The organism is Streptomyces sp. NPDC093984, assembly GCF_044764595.1.
In the GTDB taxonomy this organism is placed as follows: domain Bacteria; phylum Actinomycetota; class Actinomycetes; order Streptomycetales; family Streptomycetaceae; genus Streptomyces; species Streptomyces cynarae.
On the sequence record NZ_JBIWIM010000013.1, the window covers coordinates 18797 to 37572 of the forward strand.

General features: G+C 72.6%; 13 protein-coding genes. 4 read left to right on the top strand and 9 right to left on the bottom strand.

Features of this window, described 5'->3' with window-relative positions:
- Positions 1-117: 117 nt before the first annotated feature.
- Both ACIRC0_RS32940 and ACIRC0_RS32945 read right to left on the bottom strand, forming a co-directional pair.
- Positions 118-2643, bottom strand: coding sequence for a SpoIIE family protein phosphatase (locus ACIRC0_RS32940; RefSeq protein ID WP_403623618.1), 2526 nt, complete (start codon positions 2641-2643; stop codon positions 118-120).
- Between the two features lie 100 nt (positions 2644-2743).
- Complete coding sequence (locus ACIRC0_RS32945) at positions 2744-4669, bottom strand: AMP-dependent synthetase/ligase (protein ID WP_403623952.1); 1926 nt, start codon at positions 4667-4669, stop codon at positions 2744-2746.
- Between the two features lie 187 nt (positions 4670-4856).
- Between ACIRC0_RS32945 and ACIRC0_RS32950 the strand changes: the two genes are divergently transcribed.
- On the top strand, positions 4857-5222 hold the full coding sequence (locus tag ACIRC0_RS32950) for a cupin domain-containing protein (RefSeq protein ID WP_403623621.1): 366 nt from the start codon (positions 4857-4859) through the stop codon (positions 5220-5222).
- 208 nt (positions 5223-5430) lie between these two features.
- On the opposite strand, the gene ACIRC0_RS32955 is transcribed toward ACIRC0_RS32950, so the two are convergent.
- Entirely contained in the window at positions 5431-6381 is a 951-nt protein-coding gene (locus ACIRC0_RS32955) for a TauD/TfdA dioxygenase family protein (protein WP_403623624.1), read from the bottom strand.
- Between the two features lie 269 nt (positions 6382-6650).
- On the opposite strand from ACIRC0_RS32955, the gene efeU reads away from it, so the two are divergent.
- Together efeU and efeB are read left to right on the top strand one after the other, a co-directional pair.
- Positions 6651-8765, top strand: a complete 2115-nt coding sequence (efeU, locus tag ACIRC0_RS32960; RefSeq protein ID WP_403623627.1) for an iron uptake transporter permease EfeU — start codon at positions 6651-6653, stop codon at positions 8763-8765.
- A gap of 68 nt (positions 8766-8833) precedes the next feature.
- Entirely contained in the window at positions 8834-10114 is a 1281-nt protein-coding gene (efeB, locus tag ACIRC0_RS32965; RefSeq protein ID WP_403623630.1) for an iron uptake transporter deferrochelatase/peroxidase subunit, read from the top strand.
- A 23-nt stretch (positions 10115-10137) separates the two neighbouring features.
- Here efeB and ACIRC0_RS32970 read toward each other — a convergent pair whose 3' ends face one another.
- The 5 genes from ACIRC0_RS32970 to ACIRC0_RS32990 all read right to left on the bottom strand — a co-directional run bounded on the left by ACIRC0_RS32970 (position 10138) and on the right by ACIRC0_RS32990 (position 15686).
- Positions 10138-11157: an LLM class flavin-dependent oxidoreductase gene (locus tag ACIRC0_RS32970; RefSeq protein WP_403623633.1), complete on the bottom strand. Its 1020-nt coding sequence runs from the start codon at positions 11155-11157 to the stop codon at positions 10138-10140.
- Between the two features lie 117 nt (positions 11158-11274).
- Positions 11275-12090 carry an ABC transporter permease gene (locus tag ACIRC0_RS32975; RefSeq protein WP_403623636.1) on the bottom strand — a complete coding sequence of 272 codons (816 nt, stop codon included), beginning with the start codon at positions 12088-12090 and terminating at the stop codon, positions 11275-11277.
- Positions 12087-13025, bottom strand: a complete 939-nt coding sequence (locus ACIRC0_RS32980; protein WP_403623638.1) for an ABC transporter ATP-binding protein — start codon at positions 13023-13025, stop codon at positions 12087-12089. The genes ACIRC0_RS32975 and ACIRC0_RS32980 overlap by 4 nt, the downstream gene beginning before the upstream one ends.
- An 88-nt stretch (positions 13026-13113) precedes the next feature.
- Complete coding sequence (locus ACIRC0_RS32985; RefSeq protein WP_403623641.1) at positions 13114-14478, bottom strand: FAD-dependent oxidoreductase; 1365 nt, start codon at positions 14476-14478, stop codon at positions 13114-13116.
- Positions 14479-14582: 104 nt separating this feature from the next.
- Complete coding sequence (locus ACIRC0_RS32990) at positions 14583-15686, bottom strand: PP2C family protein-serine/threonine phosphatase (protein ID WP_403623643.1); 1104 nt, start codon at positions 15684-15686, stop codon at positions 14583-14585.
- A gap of 122 nt (positions 15687-15808) precedes the next feature.
- On the opposite strand from ACIRC0_RS32990, the gene ACIRC0_RS32995 reads away from it, so the two are divergent.
- Positions 15809-16867, top strand: a complete 1059-nt coding sequence (locus ACIRC0_RS32995; RefSeq protein WP_403623646.1) for an NAD-dependent epimerase/dehydratase family protein — start codon at positions 15809-15811, stop codon at positions 16865-16867.
- 18 nt (positions 16868-16885) lie between these two features.
- Here the strand turns inward: ACIRC0_RS32995 and ACIRC0_RS33000 are convergent, their stop codons facing one another.
- Positions 16886-18466, bottom strand: coding sequence for an NlpC/P60 family protein (locus ACIRC0_RS33000; protein ID WP_403623649.1), 1581 nt, complete (start codon positions 18464-18466; stop codon positions 16886-16888).
- Positions 18467-18776 lie beyond the last annotated feature (310 nt).

Sequence of the window (18776 nt, forward strand, 5' to 3'; positions counted from 1 at the left end):
CCTCACGGTCGGCCGACGTACCAAGGAGCATCACCGCACCGGCACGGCACCGGAGTCAACAGCCGGCCCGGATCTTGGACGGGAAGGTGCGGCGGCGGCTCAGCTACGCGCCGGAGGCTACGACGCGCCGAAGCCTGACGACGCACCGTCGCCCCCACCCCGCCGCGCCGCCAGCAGCAGCGCGATGTCGTCCGGCCGGTCCGCCGCGCGCCGCGCCCGGTCCGTGAGCCGGTCCGCGAGCTCCGCCAGGGTGAGCCCCGCCCGCCGGTGGGACGACTCCCACTCCTGCGACAGCGCCGCACGCAGTTCACCGACCCCCTCGTCGATGTCCGCCCCCGGCCGCTCGACCAGCCCGTCCGTGTACAGCGCCAGCACAGCCCCCGGTTCCAGCCGCAGCCACGTCACCGGATACCGGGCCTCCGGGTCCACCCCGAGCACGACCCCACCGGGCAGGTCCAGCACATCCGTACGCCCGTCCGGATGGCCCAGCAGCGGCTGCGGATGCCCGGCCCGCGCGGCCCGCGCCGCCCCCGTGACCGGGTCGAGACGGATGTAGCAGCAGCTCGCGAACTGCCCCGGGTCGAGTCCGATGAGCAACCGGTTCGTCCCGCTCATCACCTGGTCCGGAGAATGGTCGCCCAGCGCGAACGCCCGTACCGCACTGCGCAGTTGCCCCATGGTGGCCGCCGCCTGCACCCCGTGCCCCTGCACATCGCCGATGACCAGGGCGAGACCGTCCCCGGCCTCCACCACGTCGTACCAGTCGCCGCCCACGTCCATGCCCTGCGTGCCCGGCAGATAGCGGCCCGCGGTCTCCACCCGGGGGTGCGTGGACAGCCGCTGCGGCAGCAGGGCCTCCTGCAGACCCCGGGCCAGGGCCGCCTCGGAGTCGTAGCGGCGGGCCCGCTCCAGGGCCTGCGCGATCAGCCCGGCGAGCGCGGTGAGCACCGTGCGCTCCTCGGAGCTGAAGGTCCGCGGCCGCTCGAAGCCGAGGATGCACGAGCCGACCGGCCGGCCGGAGGCGATCAGTGGCAGGTAGGCCCGCGAGCCCACGTGGGCGTCCAGCGGGATGCCCGGGTAGGTCGCCTCAAGCTGCTGCATGGACTCGAAGAACAGCGGGCGGCCGGTGGTGAGCGTCTCCACGCCCGGCAGCCTGGCATCCAGCCCGACCCCCTCGAACTGGTCGAGGAACCTCGGCGGGAAGCCGGACTCCCAGGCCAGATACAGACGCCGCTCGTGCAGCAGGTAGATGGCGAGATGGCGGCCCCCGAACGCGGGCAGCAGCTCCCGCATCACCACCTCGGACACCTGACGGGCCGTCAGCGCCTCGGACAGCGCGATCGCGAGCACGATGGGGCGGTACACCGGGGCCAGCGCACCCTGCGCGCCCAGCGTCCCCGCGGCGGTCGTCGCCGCGGTCTCCTCCACCGAGGCCGCCTCCGCCGTGTGCCCGAGCGGCACCACCCGGCAGGTCACCACGTCGGGGCCGGGATAGACGGACAGCGTGAGCCAGTCGCCGTCCCGCTCTCCGTGCGGCCCGCTCGTGGGGCGCTCGACCTGGAAGTGCACCGGCTCCGACGACAGCAGGGCCGCCCGCAGATGGTCCTCGTAAGCGGGCCGGTCCAGCCACGGCACGGCCTCCAGCAGCGGCCGGCCGACCAGTTCCGCCGACGGCCGCCCCAGCAGGCAGGCGGCCCGCGGGTTGATGTAGGTGATCAGGCCCAGCCGGTCGAACGCGAAGACCCCGTCCGGGAGCAGGTCCGTGGCGCCCTCCGCCGCCGGGCCGGGTCCCGGATCGATGACGAGACCGCCCACCCGGTGCTTCCCGTGCTCCGGCCCCTCCGTCCAGAACTCCAGCAGCCGCTCGCCACCGTCCTCGGCCCGCACCCGCAACGGCCGCGCCGGCGAGCCGCCGGCGGCCGTCTCGCGCAGCGCGGACAGCACCAGGTGCGCGTCGTCGGGGGAGACGGCCCGGGCGAGCGCCTCCGGCGACCGGACGACCTCGTCCGCGGAGCCCGCGGCCAGCCCCCGGAAGGTGTCGTCCGTGGTGACCGTCCCGTCGGCCGGGTCCCACACGAAGTGCCCGATGCGGCCCCGCGGCCGGCCGGCCGCGGGGGGCCGTACACACAGCGACGGCCCGTCCCACACCACCGGATCCCCGCCCTCCTCCAGGGTGGCCAGGGTGTGACCCAGCCGGTCCGCTATGGCCGTCAGCCGGCCCCGGTCGGGCATCGCCTCGGTCGCGGACGGCGCCGGGGGCCGCAGCACCGTCAGCACACCGTACGTAGTGGCACCGGCCCGCACGGGCACGTACACCGAGCCGAAGCGGAACGGCAGCCCGGCGGACAGCTGCGGATAGCGCCGCATCGTCTCCGTGGCGTCGGCGAGCACCACCGGCACGCCCAGCCGGTAGGCGTCCGCGACGGGGAACGGCCGGTCCTGGTGCAGCCGCGACCACGGTCGGAAGAGTTTCGAGGGCAGTCCGGAGAGCACGGCCAGGCGCAGCACACCCGGCGTGCCGGAGCGCAGGTACACGCCGCACGCCAGACCGCCCACGGCACGCAGCGCGTCCACCACCGCGCCGGTCAGCACCGTGGCCGGCGTCCCGAGCGCGCTGCCCGTGTCGTCGATGCTCCCTCGCATCGGTCCGCCCTCGTCCCCGCCCGTCGGGTCCGTACCACAGTCAGCATGCGCCGCCCCACCGTGCGCCCGCATCCCGGCGGGCCGGCGGCCCGGGAAGCGGTCACCGCACGCGCCGGAACACGTCGTCGGAGTCGTCCCACGTGGGCGGTTCCTCCGGCCGCCGCTCCCGTGGAACGCGTGACGCCGACTGGTACATCGCGTCGATCTCGACCGCGTACCGGCGGGCGATGGCGTCCCGGCGCAGCTTCATCGACGGCGTCAGCAGCCCGTTCGTGACGTCGAACGGCTCCGGCAGCACCCGGAAGACCCGGATCGACTCGGACCGCGACACCGTGCTGTTGGCCGCGGCCACGGCCCGCGCGATCTCCTGCCGCAGCGCGTTCTCCTCCCGGGCGTCCCGGCCCGGGGTGTCCCCGCGCGTGAACAGGGCGCCGCGCCAGTGCGCGACGAACTCCGGGTCCAGGGTGATCAGGGCGCCGACGCAGGGCCGGTTGTCGCCCACGACGACCGCCTGGTGAATGAGCGGATGCACCCGCAGGCGCTCCTCCAGCGCCGCCGGGGCCACGCTCTTGCCGCCGCTCGTGACGATGATGTCCTTCTTGCGGCCCGTGATGGACAGATAGCCCTCGGAGTCCAGCCGCCCGATGTCGCCCGTGGCGAGCCAGCCGTCGCGCAGCGCCGTGCGGGTGCCGTGGTCGTCGCCTACATACCCCTGGAACACCGACGGGCCGCGCACCAGGATCTCCCCGTCCTCGGCCACCCGTACGTCGACACCCGGAAGCGGGCGCCCCACGGTGCCTGACTTCTCCCGCCCGACCGGCTGTGCGGTGATGCCTCCGCTCGTCTCGGTGAGCCCGTACCCGTCGTGGACGAGGATGCCGATGCCCGCGTAGAACAGGGCGAGTTCGCGGTTCAGCGGCGATCCCCCGCTCACCGCCCCGCACACCCGCCCGCCCAGCGCGGCGCGCAGCTTGCGGTACACGGTCTTGTCGTAGAGGGCGTGCTGCAGTCTCAGGTCGAAGCCGGGGCCGGGCCCGGTGCCCAGCCGCTGCCGCTCGGCCGCGAGCGCGTAGTCCTGCGCGGTGCGGACGGCCCGCTCGAACAGGGCGCCCCGGCCCGCCTGCTGGGCGGTTTGGAGGAATTTCTTGTACAGCTTCTCGAAGACGTACGGCACCGCGTACAGGTACGTGGGCCGGAACGTCAGCAACGACGAGGCCAGGGCCTCAGCGGTCAGCTCGGGTTCGTGGCCCATGAGGATGCCGCCGCGCAGACACAGCTCCTGGAGCATCAGCCCGTACACATGCGAGAAGGGCAGGAAGACGAGGATGGAGGGCTGCTCACCGGGCGGTGCCGCGGTGTGCCCCCAGCCGGCCAGCAGAGTGTCGCAGGGGCTCGCCAGGTTGCGGTGGCTGAGCGCGCACCCGCGGGGGTGGCCGCTGGTGCCGGAGGTGTAGGCGACGATCGCGGTCGAGTCCGGCAGCACGATGCGGCGCAGCGAGTCGACGGTCGTGGCCGGGACCGGGCGACCGCGCGCCACGAGGTCGTCCAGCGCGCCCACGTCCAGTTGCCAGACGTGGCGCAGCCGGGGCAGTGAGCCGCACACCGACCCCACGGTCATCACGCCCTGCTCGTCCTCCACGACCACGGCGACGCAGCCCGCGTCCCTCAGGATCCACTCGACCTGTTCGTGCGAGGACGTCGGGTAGACCGGCACCACCTCCGCGCCGACCGCCCACAGCGCGCAGCTGAACAGAGTCCACTCGTAGCGGGTGCGCGCCATGATGGCCACGCGGTTGCCGGGGCGGATGCCGGAGGCGACGAGTCCCCTCGCCAGACCGACCACTTCGTCCCGTAGCCCGGCCGCCGTCATGGGGATCCAGGATCCGTCGTCGCCGCGGCGTGCCACCAGGGGGAGCCCGGGGCTCCGGCTCGCCGTGTCGAAGACGCTGTCGGTGAGTCCGCCTGTCATCACGGGCCCTGAGACCGGGTCCGGGGCGGCCCGACGGGCGTTCCCAAAGTCGCGCATGCGCCGCCCCCCGAGGCTTTCCCGCTTGACCGCCGATGGTCGCGGCATCGGCGGTGCTCGAATGTAGCCCAGGTTGCCGCCGGACGTGCCGGAAACGGCGACGAACCCGCCGGTCCCGCTCTGGCGGTGCCGGGTGGACGGGCGGACGATGAAGTGGTGGGAGCCGTTCACTGCGGAGGGAGCGGTCATGCTCGAGGTGAAGGCAGCCGACAAGCCCGACGAGCGGCGTGATTTCCCCCGGGGCCACCTGGAGGCCGTCCATCTGACCGGACTCGACTTCGCGGTCGGGACCTTCGAGCCCGGCTGGCGCTGGTCGGAGTCCGTCGCCCCGATCGCCGGCACACAGAGCTGCCAGTTCCACCACAACGGCTATGTCGTCCGGGGACGGATGCACATCCGCATGGACGACGGGGCCGAGGAGGAGCTCGGACCCGGCGACGTCTTCGTGTGCTCGGCCGGGCACGACGCGTGGGTCGAGGGCGACGAGCCCGTCGTGGTCCTGGACTTCGCGGGTCCCATGGCACAGGACTACGCGAGGGCGGACCGCGGATAGCGGCGGAGGGAGAAGGCCTGCGGGGACCCGCCGCGCCGTACGCGGGAACGTCCTCGCCGGGTGTCGCCGCGCCGTGTCCGGGGCGCGTCCTCGCCGGGTATCGCCGCGCCGTGTCCGGGGCGGGTCTTCGTCGGGTATCGCCGCGCCGTGTCCGGGGCGGTCCTCGGCGAGTGTCGGCGTGCCGGGTGAGTGTCCCGGTGCCGTCGCGTCACCAGCGGCCGGGTTCCGTACCGGTGATCGGGGACGAGGGCCGGCCGTCCGGGCCGACGGGGACGTCCCCGGCGAGCATCACGCGGTGCATGATCCGGGGATGCTCGGGGGTGACGAGGTCGCTCGGGGCCAGATGGACGGTGGCCCGGTTGTCCCAGAAGGCCACGCTGCCGGCTTCCCAGCGGAAACGGACCGTGTACTCCGGGCGCGTGGCCTGCTCCAGGAGCATCTGCAGGATGTGCGCGCTCTCCGCGCGTGACAGGCCGAGGATCTGCTCGACGTAGTAGCCGTTGACGAACAGGATCCGTTCGCCCGTCTCCGGGTGCACCCGCACCAGTGGATGCTCCGTGGCCACCTGGTGGTCCAGCAGATGACGCAGGTAGGCGTCGTCGCCGGGCCGAGGCTGGTATCCGACACCGAGCCGGTGCTCGGCGCGCAGGCCGTCGACGAAACGCCGGACGGGCTCCGACAGACCCGCGTAGGCGGCGGCGAGGTTGGACCACTGGGTGTCCCCGCCGTACGGGGGCACGCTCTCGGCGCGCAGGATGGTCGCGGCGGGCGGATCGACGCGGGCGCCGTGGTCGCAGTGCCAGCCCCGCAACAGCGAGTGGCGCCTGCGCCGCAGCCACTCGTCGTGGTCCATGCCGTAGCGCCCGCCCAGTTCCAGCCGGTCGGCCGTGGTCTCCACCTCCGGGAAGTCCCGCGGTGAGGCGCTGCCGCGCCTGCCCGGGAGGACGGGCTCGCCGAACCGCCGGGCGAGCGCGACGTGCGCCGTGTGGTCCAGTTTCTGGTCCCGGAAGAACACCACCTTCCAGCGCAGCACGGCCGACCTGATCGCGGAGACCGCCGCGTCCGGCAGGTCGCCGGCCAGGTCGACCCCGGTGATCTCGGCGCCGATGCGGCCCGCGACGGGCCTCACCTCGACCTCGGTACCGCTGTCCGTCGTCATACGGGCTCCGTCCGTGGTGGGTCAGGACCTCACGGGCAAGCATCCCCCACCCCCGGCTCGTGCGAAAGATCACACGGGCTGCGTACGAGTGACCCGTCGGCCCTCGTCACGTCGGTTCAGGGCCGCCCCCACGTCGGTCCTTTTGCCGTCCCATTGCCGTCCCATGGGTAATTGGCGACACGGCTGTCGTCATGATGGTTCGGCACTGGTAAGGCATGCCTTCGCTAACCTGCACGACCGACGGCGGGGGGCATGCCGGGGAGGGCCGCATGTGGGATGACGCGTTTCCGAGCTTTCTCATCGGACTGAGGGAAGGGCTCGAAGCCGGACTCATCGTCTCCATCCTCGTCGCGACCCTCGTGAGAGCGGGTGCGAAGTCCCGGCTGCCCCAGGTGTGGACCGGCGTCCTCGCCGCGATCGCGCTCGCGATGAGCTTCGGCGCGGTGCTGACGTTCACCGCGGCGTCCCTGTCCGCGACCGCCCAGGAGGCGTTCGGCGGCACCCTCAGCGTGATCGCCGTCGCGTTCGTCACCGCGATGGTCTTCTGGATGCGCCGCTCGGCCCGCAGTCTCTCCGGCGAGATCAAGGAGAAGGTCACCGGCGCGCTCGCGATGGGCGCCGGCATGCTGATCCTCACCTCGTTCCTCGCGGTGGGCCGCGAGGGCCTGGAGACGGCCCTGTTCCTGTGGACCACGGCGCGCGCGGCCGGGGAGTCGGCGGGTCCGATGGCGGGCGCCGGCATCGGCCTCGTCCTCGCGGCCGGCCTGTGCTGGGGTCTGTACCGCCGCGTCCTGAAGATCAACCTGACCAGGTTCTTCACCGCGACCGGCGCCGTCCTCATCGTGATAGCCGCCGGGGTGCTGGGCTACGGCCTGCGCGATCTCCAGGAGGCCGGGGTCCTGCCCGGCGGCACCGCCTACGCTGTGGACCTCGGCGGCAGCGTCGACGCCGGTTCCTGGTACAGCACCCTGATCCAGGGCGTGTTCAACCTGACGCCGACGATGACGTGGCTGCAGGTCGTCGCCTACGCCGGATACCTCGCCGTCGTCATGACGCTGTTCGTACGCGGCGTGCGCGGGGCCGGGGCCACGGCCACCCGGGCGAAGCCCGCGGCGCCCGACCGGGCGAAGCCCGCAGCGAAGGCGAAGGAGGACGTGAAGGCGCAGGAGGACCAGCCGAGGCCCGCCGACAAGGCACCGCGCACACCGTCCGCCACCCCGGTCCGCCGCCGCCCCGTCTGGGCCGTCCCCGTCGCCGTCGTCGCCGTCCCCTCCGTCGTGGCCGGGCTGATCGTCGCCGTCAGCGGCTCCAAGCCCGCCGGCACCCAGACCGTCGCCGTCTCCGAGAGCGAGTGCGGCAAGGGCTTCACCGCGCCCCAGCCCGGCCGGCAGACCTTCCAGATGCACAACACCGGCGACAAGACCTCCGAGGTGTACCTGGTCGACCCGGCCACCAACGCGGTGTACGGCGAGATCGAGGGCCTCGCCCCCGGCACCACGCGCGACCTCGTCGCCACCGTCGCGGGCGGCAGCTACGCCTGGCGCTGCGTGCCCACCGGCGGCAAGGCCGTCACCTCCAAGGCGGTCCGCGTGAGCGGCGGCGCCGGCGCCAAGGCCGTCGTCCCCGTCTCCGAGAAGGACCTCGCCGCGCCCCTGGCCGCGTATCGGACGTACGTCGAACAGGGCCTGGCCACCCTCGTCACCCAGACCCGCAAGCTCAGCGACGACATCTCCGCGGGCCACCTCGACACGGCCCGCGCCGACTGGCTGACCGCCCACCGCACCTACTCCTCGCTCGGTGCCGCCTACGGCACCTTCGAGGACTTCGACCAGAAGATCAACGGCCGCCCCGACGGCCTGCCCGGCGGGGTGAACGACAAGGACTTCACCGGCTTCCACCGCCTGGAGTACGGGCTGTGGCACGGGCAGTCCGCGGACCGGCTCAAGGCCCCCGCCCAGCAGCTCGCCGACGATGCCGCGGGACTGCGGAAGGCGTTCCCCACCCAGACCTTCGACCCGGGCGACCTGCCCCTGCGTGCCCACGAGATCCTGGAGAACACCCTCCAGTTCGAGCTCACCGGCCACACCGACCAGGGCAGCGGCACCGAACTGGCCACCGCGGACGCCAACCTGGCCGGGACTCGTGAGCTCCTCACCGTCCTCAAGCCGCTGCTGACCCCCCGCGCCCCGAAGCTGCTGCCCACCGTGGACGCGGACATCGCCCGGGTGCAGAAGCTGCTCGACGCCGCCCACCACGGCGACTCCTGGACCCCCGTCGACCGGCTCGACGAGACAGCCCGTGACCGGCTGAACGGGGCCACCGGACAACTCCTCGAGGACCTCGCCCCCATCCCGGACCTGCTCGAGATCCGGAAGCCCGCCTGATGGGCCAAGAGCGCGCCGCGAACACCCGCGCCGAAGCCGAGAACGCACACGCCGAAGGGAACCGCTCCATGCCGTCCGCCGAAACGCCCGCCCCCCAGGGCGGCTGCCCCGCCGGTCACGGTCGCCGCACCTTCGTGAAGACGGCCCTGGGCGCAGGGGCCGCGGGCGCGGTCCTGGCCGGCGGCGGCCTCGCCCTCAGCCAGGCCGGCGCCGGCGAGGCGCACGCGGCGGACGACGCGAATGCCACGAAGGTCCCCTTCCACGGCGCCCACCAGGCGGGCATCACCACCCCCGCCCCGGCCGCCGCCACCTTCGTCTCCTTCAACGTCATAGCCGAGGACCGCAAGGGCCTCACCGACCTGCTGCGGACGATCACCGAGCGGGCCCGCTTCCTCACCTCCGGCGGCACCCCGGAGGACCTCGGCGTGGGTGCGCCGCCCTCCGACAACGGCATCCTCGGCCCCGAGGTCCCCGCCGACGCGCTCACCGTCACCGTAGGGGTCGGTGCCTCCCTGTTCGACGACCGCTACGGCCTCGCCAAGGCCAAACCGCGCCGTCTCACCCCCATGCGCACGTTCCCCAACGACAGCCTGCAGCCGGCCGAGTGCCACGGCGACCTGTCGCTGCAGATCTGCGCCAACCGGCAGGACACCGTGCTGCACGCGCTGCGCGACATCGCCCGGCACACCCGCGGCGCCATGCAGATCAAGTGGCGCGTCGACGGCTTCCAGAACACGCCCCGCCCGAGCGGCGCCCAGCGCAACCTGCTCGGCTTCAAGGACGGCATAGCCAACCCCGACGTCACCTCCTCCCGGGAGATGGACCGTCTCGTCTGGGTCGACGAGGGACAGGGCGAGCCCGCCTGGGCGAGCGGCGGCAGCTACCAGGTCATCCGCATCATCCGGATGCTCGTGGAGTTCTGGGACCGGGTCTCGCTGACCGAGCAGGAGAAGATGTTCGGCCGCCGCAAGGACACCGGCGCCCCGCTGGACGGCGCCCAGGAGACCGACGTCCCCAACTACGCCAAGGACCCGCAGGGCACGGCGATCCCGCTCGACGCCCACATACGGCTCGCCAACCCCCGCACCGCGAAAACCGACGACTCCCGCATCCTGCGCCGCGGTTACAACTACGACCGCGGTGTCGACAACGTCGGCAACCTCGACATGGGGCTCGTGTTCTGCTGCTACCAGCAGGACGTCCAGCGCCAGTTCGAGGCCACCCAGACCCGGCTGATCGACGAGCCCCTCGTGGACTACATCTCCCCGACCGGCGGCGGCTACTTCTTCGCCCTGCCCGGTGTGAAGGACTCCTCGGACTGGCTCGGGCGGGGGCTCATGTCCGCCTGACGGCCCCCGCCGCCACCGGGTGGTCAGCCGGCGGGCCGCCAGCCCAGCGCGGGCCCAAGACGCGTCGCCATGTCGGTGAGGATCTGCACGTAGTCCTCGTGCTCGAAGGTGAACGGCAGCGCGAAGGCGACCTCGTCCACCTCGCGAAAAGCGGCGTGAGCATAGAGCTGTTCGGCTATCCGGTCGGACGGTCCCACGAGGTCCGGCGCGAACATCATCCGCGCCGGGCCCTGCGGCGTCGCCGTGCGCGGCAGCCGCTTCGCCGCGTACGCCTCGTACTTGGCGCGCTGCTCCGCCGTGGCGCTGTCGGTGGGTACGACCACCAGCCCCTGTGAGACGCGGGCACGCTCACCGTCCGGATGGTGCGCGCGGAACGTGCGGATGTGGGAGAGCTGGACCTGGGCGAAGTCCTCCGACTCCTCCGCCTTGACGACGCTGGAGGTGAGCAGGTTCATCCCGTGCTCGCCCGCCCACTGGGCCGAGCGCAGGCTCCCGCCGCCGTACCACAGGCGCCTGCCGAGGCCGGGGGAGTGGGGCTGCACGCGGTCGGAGAACACTTCGAAGGCCTCGACACCGCTGAAGTCCGTGGCGGGCTTGCCGCGGACGAAGTCCAGCAGCCGCTGCACCCGTTCGTAGCTGAAGTCCTCGACGTCGGCGGTGTCCGGGTAGAGCGCCTGCTTCACCTGCTCGTAGTGCATCGGCGGGCCGACGCTGACACCGGGGTTCAGCCGGCCCCCGGAGAGGATGTCGACGGTCGCCAGGTCCTCGGCGAGGCGCAGCGGGTTCTCCCAGCCGAGCGGGATGACCGCGGTGCCCAGCTCGATCCTGCTCGTGCGCTGGGAGGCCGCCGCCAGCACGGCGACGGGCGAGGATATGCCGTACTGCAGATGCCGGTGCCGCACCCACGCGCTGTCGAACCCCAGCCGCTCACCCAGCTCGATGATCTCCAGCGTCGCCTCGTGCCCGCGGCCCGGATCCGCCTCGTCGAACAGGCCGATGGTCAGGAAGCCCAGCTTCCGCAGCGGTTGCGAGGTCGGCGGCACAGGGCTTCCTCCAGGGTCAGTGGCATGTCTGCCGTACGCCGGTGCTGTGTCCGATTCTCGCAGGTGATCGTTGCGCGCACGTGAACGAGCCGGTGAGGGCGACCCGGGTACCTCGCGTCAGGCGTCGCGGCGCCGGAGCCTCACCGCCGCCCCGGCCAGCGTCGCCAGCGCGTACAGGCAGAACACCGTGAACCCGGCCCACGGCGCCAGGGTGTGCGGCTGCTGCTGGACGTGGACGAGGCCCTGGCCCGCCGTGCTCGGCAGATACGGGTTGATCGCGTCGAGCCAGGACGACGGCAGCGCCTGGGCGAGCACGGGAAGCACCAGCAGGACGGCGAAGAGAGTGGCGATCCCGCCCGCCGTGTTGCGGATCAGCGCGCCGAGCGCCACCCCGATCAGACCCACGACCGTCAGATACAGACCCGCGCCGAGGACCGCGCGCAGCACTCCGGGAGCGCTCAGCGAGGTTCCCAGGTGACGTCCGGACAGCGCGGCCTGACCCAGCAGGAACGCGGCCAGTGCGGCGCCCGTCATCAGCACCCACGCCACCACCGCGTACACCAGGGCCTTCGCCCACAGCACCGGAAGGCGGCGCGGCACCGCGGCCAGCGAGGCGCGGATCATGCCCGTCGCGTACTCCCCGCTCATCACCAGAACCCCCAGCACGCCGACGGCCAGCTGGGCCAGGAAGAAGCCGCGCAGACTGACCAGCGTCGGATCGAAGGCGAGCCGCTCCTGCGGCGGCAGCTCGTCCCAGCGGTGGGCGGTGAAGTAGCTGAACACACAGCCGAGTCCGACCATCGCGACGACGGCCAAGAGGAGCGTGAACAGGGTGGACCGCAGCGACCGCAGCTTGATCCACTCCGAGCGGATCACCCGCAGCTGGGTGACCTCGCCCCGCTCCGCGGCGGGGATCACCGATGCCGTCGTCATGCCGCACGTCCTTCCGCGCCCACCAGGTGCGCCGCCGGTGTCTGGTACTCCACGGCGTCCCGGGTCAGTTGCATGAAGGCCTCCTCCAACGAGGCCTGCTGCGGCGTGAGTTCGGCCAGCGCGATACCGTGCTCGGCCGCGATCCGCCCGATCCGCTCACTGCCGAGCCCGGTCACCGTCAGCACGCCCGGTTCCTCCGCCGTGACGGACACGTCCGGGCCGGCCAGCAGACCGTGCAGCCGCTCCACCTCCTCGGTGCGGACCCGCACCACCTCACCGGCGGCCCGTGCGACGAACTCCGCGACCGACGTGTCCGCGATCAGCCGTCCCCGCCCGATCACGATCAGATGCTCGGCCGTGAGCGCCATCTCCGACATCAGATGTGAGGAGACGAGGACCGTACGGCCCTCGGCGGCGAGCGCCTTGAGCAGATCTCGGATCCACCGGATCCCCTCCGGATCGAGGCCGTTGACCGGCTCGTCGAGGATCACCGTCGCCGGGTCGCCGAGCAGCGCCCCGGCGATGCCCAGCCGCTGGCCCATGCCCAGGGAGAAGCTGCCGACCCGTTTCCGTGCCACCGCGCGCAGCCCCACCAGGTCGATCACCTCCTCGACCCGGCGCCGGGAGATCCCGTGGGTCGCGGCGAGCGCCAGCAAGTGGTGGTAGGCGCTGCGCCCGGTGTGCACCGAGCGCGCCTCCAGCATGGCCCCCACCTCGTGGAGGGGCGCCCGGTGATCGGCGTAGTTCCTGCCGTTGACCACGGCCCGGCCGGAGGTGGGCGCGTCCAGCCCCAGCAGCATCCGCATGGTCGTGGACTTGCCGGCGCCGTTCGGCCCGAGGAACCCGGTCACGACGCCGGGCCGCACGGTGAAGCTCAGGTCGTCGACGGCGGTGCGCTCGCCGAAGCGTTTGGTGAGGGAATGGGCCTCGATCATGCCCTCCACCCTCGTACGAGCGCGCCCGGCTGTCGCGCGGGACTGCTCCGGCCGGATGCCGGGCCGCTTCCGCCGTCGGTGCGCGCGTCTATGCGCCGCTCTCGCGGAGCATGTCCTCCCGCTCGACGATCTTCACGCGTTCCCGGCCCTGGGGTTCACCGAGCGCCTTCTCCGCGGCGTCCAGGCGGTACCAGCCCTCCCAGGTGGTGAAACGGACGTTGCGCTCGGCGAGGAACGCGTCCACGGCCTCGGGCGCGGGCGAAGCCGGCGTGTGCAGACGTCCGTTCGCGTGGTCGTCCAGCAGGTTGGCCACCGTCTCGTTGGCGTCACCCTTGGTGTGGCCGATGAGGCCCACGGGGCCGCGGCGGATCCAGCCGGTGACGTACGTCGACTGCAGATGCGTGCCGCTGTCCTCGACGACCCGCCCGCCCTCGTCGGGGACCGTGCCCGACTCGACGTCCCACGGCAGCTTCGGCAGGGGGTCGGAGAGGTAGCCCACGGCACGGTAGACGGCGGTGACGTCCCAGTCCCGGAACGTGCCGGTCCCCTTGACGTTGCCGGTGCCGTCCAGAGCCGTGCGCTCGGTGCGCAGGCCGACCACCCGGCCGTCCTCGCCGAGGATCTCGGTCGGGGACTCGAAGAAGTGCAGGAACAGCTTGTGCGGCCGGTCACCGACGTCGCGGATGGCCCAGTTCTCCAGCGTCTTGGCGACCATGTCGGCCTGCTTGTTGCCCCGCCGGGTCGCGATCGAGCCCTCGTCGTAGTCGATGTCCTCGGGGTCGACGACGACCTCGATGGAGGGGGAGTGGTCCAGCTCGCGCAGCTCCATGGGGCTGAACTTGGCCTGGGCCGGGCCTCGGCGGCCGAAGACGTGGATCTCGCGGGCCGGGTTGGCCTTGAGCCCGTCGTACACGTTCGGCGGGATCTCGGTGGACAGCAGCTCGTCCGCCGTCTTGGCCAGAATGCGGGCCACGTCCAGTGCGACGTTGCCGACGCCCAGCACGGCGACCTTCTCCGCCGTCAGCGGCCAGGTCCGCGGCACGTCCGGGTGCCCGTCGTACCAGGAGACGAAGTCCGCCGCCCCGTAGGAGCCGTCGAGGTCGATGCCCGGTATGTCCAGGGGCCGGTCGGCCATGGCGCCGGTGGAGAAGATCACGGCGTCGTAGAAGGCGCGCAGGTCGTCCAGGCTGATGTCGGACGGGTACGCGACGTTGCCGAACAGGCGGATCTGCGGCTTGTCGAGCACCTGGTGCAGGGCCGTGACGATGCCCTTGATGCGCGGGTGGTCGGGGGCGACGCCGTACCGGATGAGGCCGAACGGGGCGGGCATCCGCTCGAAGAGGTCGATGGACACACCGGGTTCGGCGGCCACCTCGGACTTCAGCAGGGCGTCGGCGGCGTAGATGCCGGCGGGACCGGCTCCGACGATGGCTACCCGCAGGGGGCGGGGCATGATCAGGTTCCCTTCGAGCGGGGATGGACGGCTCGTCGGGAACCTTAAGCTAAGGCAATCCTAACTTGGTACGCGGGTCTGCTCTATGACCTCATAAGGCGGACTTATGGCTTCGGCTCCGGGGTCAGCAGGAGCATCGTCACATCGTCCCGGACGCTGCCGCAGTGTTCCACGAGATCGGTCCACACGCGCTCGGTCGTGACCACGGGGTCGTCGTCGGCGAGGCGGGGCAGCCGGTCGATCAGCGGATAGAACGCGCCGGTGGAGTCCCTGGCCTCCCAGATGCCGTCGGAGGCCAGGAACAGCCGGTCCCCCCGCTGCAGCGGACAGGTGGTCTCGTCGTACCCGCCCCCCTGGGGCAGGCCGAGCCCGAGCGGTGTTCCCGGTGTGACCTGTACCTCCGTCGCCTTGCCGTCCTGGAGCAGAACCGGCGCCGGACTGCCGCAGACGATGATCCGTACCGTACGGGCGTCGGGGGCGAACTCGAGCAGCACCACCGTCGCGAACAGCTCACCGAGCCGGGCGTCCCCGGAGTCCACCAGGAGCCTGCGGTCGAGGCACGCGGCGACCGACGGCAGGTCGGGCTGGTCGAGGACGGCCTCCCGGAACGCGCCGAGCAGTGACGCGACCGTCGCCACGGCCGACAGGCCGTGGCCCTGCACATCGCCCATCACCGCCCGTATCCCGGCGCGCCCCGCGCGCACGTCGTAGAAGTCGCCGCCGACGAGCGTCCCGCGCTGTGCGGCCCGGTACAGCCCGGTGCAGCGGACCGGTCCGACCCGCGGCGGCAGCGGGGGCGCGACGGCGCGCTGTGCGGCCTCGGCGACGGTGCGTTCGAGGTCGAGTTGGGCGTCACGGCGGCTGCGCACATACGACACGAACACGCTCAGCAGCGCCACGAAGCTGATGGTGAGCAGGTCGGTGTTGCCGGGGTGGTCCAGATGGAAGACCCGGATGTGCTGAAGGGCGATGACCAGCGCGCCGAGCACGGCGGTCGTCAGCGGCCCGTAGGACAGCACGGCGAGCGGCGGAATGGCGCCGAGCAGGAAGCCGATGTCCACGGGCTTCGGGGAGGCGAGCGTGGCGACGCACACGAAGACCAGCAGCACCAGCGGCAGCACCCGCACCGACCGCGGGGGCGGCGCCCCGCGCAGCCAGCTCCGGCCGTCCGCCTCCCGGCGCCCAGGCACGGCACGCACGCTTCGCACACCCTTAACGCTCCTACGCCGAGCGCCCCGCCGCACGTCGGCGCAGGGTCTCGTGGATGCGCCGGGCTGCGCGTATCGTTCCGCCGTCCGATGCGTCAGGGCAGGCGTCGAGAGGTGACAGCGTGAGCGCGGACGGGGCGAGGACCGCTGTGGTGACCGGCGGCAGCGGATTCGTCGGAAGCCATCTGGTACGACGGCTGCTGGAGCGCGACTACCAGGTGCACGCCACGGTACGCAGCGCCGCGCACTCGGCCAAGGTGCTGCCGCTGCGCAGGCTCCAGCAGGAGTTCCCCGGCCGGCTGACCCTCTTCGAGGCGGACCTGCTCCGGCAGGGCTCCTTCGACGAGGCGATGAGCGGCTGCCGTGTGGTCTTCCACGTCGCCTCGCCGTTCCGTATGCCGGAGAAGATCAAGGACGGCCACCGGGACATGGTCGAACCGGCCGTGGACGGCACCCGCAACGTGCTGGCGAGCGTGGAGCGGGCCGCGACCGTCGAGAGGCTGGTCCTCACGTCCACCGTGGGCGCGATCTTCGGCGACTACATCGACGTACTGGCCATGGACGACCGGACACTGTCCGAGAAGTACGTCAACACGACCAGCACGGTGGAGAACAATCCCTACCACTACGCGAAGACGCTCGCCGAACGCGAGGCCTGGGCGGCGGAGGCGGCCCAGAGCCGCTGGCGCATGGTGTCCGTCAACCCAGGGCTGATCCTCGGCCCGTCACTGACCCCCGCCTCGGAATCCGGCAGCCTGTTCCTGCTCGACGAGCTGTTCAAGGGCTATTTCTTCTACGGCGCCCCCGACTTCAGTTTCACCACGGCCGACGTCCGCGACGTGGCCGACGCGCACATCGCCGCCGCGGAGCACCCCGCGGCGAAGGGCCGGTACGTCGTCGCCGCCGAGACGATGACGTCCTTCCACGAGATGTCCCGCATCATCCGCACCCGGTACCCCCGCGACCTGCGCCTGCCCCGTACCGCGCTGCCGCACTGGCCGGTACACATCCTGGGCCCGGCCTTCGGCCTGACCCAGGACTACGTCCGCAAGCACCTAGGCATCCGCTTCCGCGTGGACAACTCCAGGAGCGTGCGCGAACTGGGTATCGCCTACCGCCCGATCGAGGAGACGCTGCTGGACCACTACGAGACCTGGCGACGGCGACGCCGGGCACACTGAGGTCGGGGCGCCCCGGCCTCAGGCGGGCCGTACCGCACCGTGGATCGCCGACCGGCCGGCGTAGTGGAGGGACTCCTCACGGATGTAGGCTCCCGGGCCCGGCGCGTGGATCATCATGCCGTTGCCGGCGCAGATGCCGACATGGCCGGCGCCGTCATGGAAGAAGACCAGGTCCCCCGGCTGGAGAGTGGTGAGGGAAACGGGCGTGCCCATGGCCGCCTGATCGGGTGCGGAGCGGGGGAGCACGACCCCGGCGGCCTTCCAGGCGGCCTGGGTCAGGCCCGAGGCGTCGTAGGAGTCGGGCCCGGTGGCACCCCACACACACGGTTTGCCGATCTGCGCCCGGGCGAAGGCGAGCGCCTTCGCGGCCTTGATGCCGTACCCCGTGTCGGGCACGCCGAGGAAGGCGCCGGCGACCGGAAGAGAGGGGGCGTCGGGCGCCGGGGCGGCGGGAGTGGCTGTGTCGGCGAAGGTGTCCGGACCGGTGAGTGGCATGGAGGCGGTCGGGTGGGGCGCGGTGACGGGGGGCGCCGACGTGGCGAAGGCGGTCGAGGAGTCCAGCGCGGGGGCGACGGGCGCCGGGGCGGCGAGGGCGGCCGTGGGCGCGAACGTGTCCGGACCGGTGAGTGGCATGGAGGCGGTCGCGACGGGCGCGGTGGCCGGCGGTGCCGACGTGGCGAAGGCGGTCGTGGCGGCTGGGCCGGGCTCGGTGGCCGTCGGCGCCGGCACGGCGAATGCCGTCGAGGTGGCTGGGCCCGGTGTGGTGGCCGGGGGCACCGGCACGGCGAGCCCCCTCGACGTGTCCAGGGTCGGCGCGATGGGCGACGGGCCCATGGCAGAAGGAACGGCGGTGAGGGCGAGGTCCGCGGCCGGGGACATACCCGGCAGGACCGCGGCGACACCGGCCGTCCGCCCCCGCTGCCACGCCTGCCCGCTGTCACCGAGCGCTTCCGGCGTGCCCCAGGTGCCGCCCACCCGGCCCTGCTGCGCCGCATGCCGGTCCAGCAACTCCCGGGCCGCGGCGAGCTTGCGCCGGCTCCGCTCCTTGGCGGTGGTCGGCGTGGACCGCCCCGGCTCGGCGGGAGCCCCCGGAAGGGCCCGCGGCGTCTCCTGCCGCGACGCCGGCGCGGCAGGCAGCATGGCCATGGGACCGCCCGTCAGCTCCGCCACCGGCCCGGCGGTCAACTCCCGGACCGGCCGGTCCGACCCGGAAGCCGGCCCGGCGGTCAACTCCCGCACCGGCCGGTCCGCGTTCGCCCGCTCGAGGGCGGGCAGTTCGTTCCCCGGCCGCCCAGCCGGGATCACGGACCGGTCCCCGGCCGCCCCGTCCGGCATCCTGTCCGCCGGCAGCACCGCCGGGACGATCGGACCCAGCTTCGCGCGCACCGCGTCGAACCACTCCCGGGCGACGTCGTCGAGCGCTGGATCGCTGCGCCTGGGCTGCCTGCCGAGGACAGGGTCGGTGCGCCTGCGGGTCCCCGTCGACATCGCGCGGGTCGCGTTGAAGTTCCCGGTGGCGGTCTCGGCCCGGTCGTAGAGGCTCTGGATCCGCCGCTGGACCTCGTCGCGGCTCGGCCCCTCGGAGTCGCGCTGCGCCATGGGGACGTACTCCTTCCGTGCTCCGCCTGCCGGGTCGGCCGTGCAGCGCCCCCAGGCCGTTCGGGGCGCTGGGGGAGGGTTCGGGCTGGAGGCTCCGGAAGGCGTGCCCTGTGGCCCGTGCCCTCGGCGGAGGCCGTGCGACCCGGCGACGTTCGCCGGAGGGAGTCGTGCGGCCTGCCGGACAACCTAGCCAACTTGTGTGCCTCGCGTGAAGATTGAGCCGCGAAATGTCCGAGACGTCGGTGTGATTTTCATCTTGTCGTTCACGAAAGTGTTTTGACGTTCCGGAAGGTGTTCAGTCGGCTACCGT